We start from the raw sequence: 1,769 nt of genomic DNA on the forward strand, positions 1-1,769 counted from the left end.
GAAGGGTCGAGTGTCTGCGCGTCCGCTCTTTGAGAACTCAACAGCGTGCCGAAAGTCAGTGCCAAGTAATACCCCGTGTCCCGGCTACTTGTGGTCGGGGCAGGGATTCCTTTGGTTGATTGATATCGAGAGTGCTAGCTCTCGGTTCTCAGCTGCGATCAAATCATCTACGGAGAGTTTGATCCTGGCTCAGGACGAACGCTGGCGGCGTGCTTAACACATGCAAGTCGAACGGTGAACCCGCTTCGGTGGGGGATCAGTGGCGAACGGGTGAGTAACACGTGGGCAACCTGCCCTCAGCTCTGGGATAACTCCAAGAAATTGGGGCTAATACTGGATATGACCGCTGACCGCATGGTCTGGTGGTGGAAAGATTTATCGGCTGGGGATGGGCCCGCGGCCTATCAGCTTGTTGGTGGGGTAGTGGCCTACCAAGGCGACGACGGGTAGCCGGCCTGAGAGGGTGACCGGCCACACTGGGACTGAGACACGGCCCAGACTCCTACGGGAGGCAGCAGTGGGGAATATTGCGCAATGGGCGAAAGCCTGACGCAGCGACGCCGCGTGGGGGATGACGGCCTTCGGGTTGTAAACCTCTTTCAGCAGGGACGAAGCGAAAGTGACGGTACCTGCAGAAGAAGCACCGGCCAACTACGTGCCAGCAGCCGCGGTAATACGTAGGGTGCAAGCGTTGTCCGGAATTATTGGGCGTAAAGAGCTCGTAGGCGGTTTGTTGCGTCGGCTGTGAAAACCTGAGGCTCAACCTCAGGCCTGCAGTCGATACGAGCAGACTAGAGTGTTGCAGGGGAGACTGGAATTCCTGGTGTAGCGGTGAAATGCGCAGATATCAGGAGGAACACCGGTGGCGAAGGCGGGTCTCTGGGCAACAACTGACGCTGAGGAGCGAAAGCGTGGGGAGCGAACAGGATTAGATACCCTGGTAGTCCACGCCGTAAACGTTGGGCGCTAGGTGTGGGGCTCATTCCACGAGTTCCGTGCCGCAGCTAACGCATTAAGCGCCCCGCCTGGGGAGTACGGCCGCAAGGCTAAAACTCAAAGGAATTGACGGGGGCCCGCACAAGCGGCGGAGCATGTTGCTTAATTCGATGCAACGCGAAGAACCTTACCTAGGCTTGACATGCACGGAAATCCTCCAGAGATGGTGGGTCCGTAAGGGCCGTGCACAGGTGGTGCATGGTTGTCGTCAGCTCGTGTCGTGAGATGTTGGGTTAAGTCCCGCAACGAGCGCAACCCTCGTTCTATGTTGCCAGCACGTCATGGTGGGGACTCATAGGAGACTGCCGGGGTCAACTCGGAGGAAGGTGGGGATGACGTCAAATCATCATGCCCCTTATGTCTAGGGCTGCAAACATGCTACAATGGCCGGTACAAAGGGCTGCGATACCGCGAGGTGGAGCGAATCCCAAAAAGCCGGTCTCAGTTCGGATTGGGGTCTGCAACTCGACCCCATGAAGTTGGAGTCGCTAGTAATCGCAGATCAGCAACGCTGCGGTGAATACGTTCCCGGGCCTTGTACACACCGCCCGTCACGTCACGAAAGTCGGTAACGCCCGAAGCCGGTGGCCCAACCCTTGTGGAGGGAGCCGTCGAAGGCGGGATCGGCGATTGGGACGAAGTCGTAACAAGGTAGCCGTACCGGAAGGTGCGGCTGGATCACCTCCTTTCTAAGGAGCACTTCACCGGCAAGCTCAGCTTGTCGGTGCAGAGCCGCGCCAGGACACCGACGTGTCCCTCAATCTCGAGGGGTG

Annotated in this window: 1 rRNA gene; it reads left to right on the forward strand. The window is 58.3% G+C overall.

The annotated features are described in order from the left end of the window. The first annotated feature begins 166 nt into the window (after positions 1 to 166). Positions 167 to 1,685 (forward strand): 16S ribosomal RNA (locus BLS70_RS20345). Positions 1,686 to 1,769: the final 84 nt, after the last annotated feature.

This window comes from Blastococcus aurantiacus (assembly GCF_900102425.1).
In the GTDB taxonomy this organism is placed as follows: domain Bacteria; phylum Actinomycetota; class Actinomycetes; order Mycobacteriales; family Geodermatophilaceae; genus Blastococcus; species Blastococcus aurantiacus.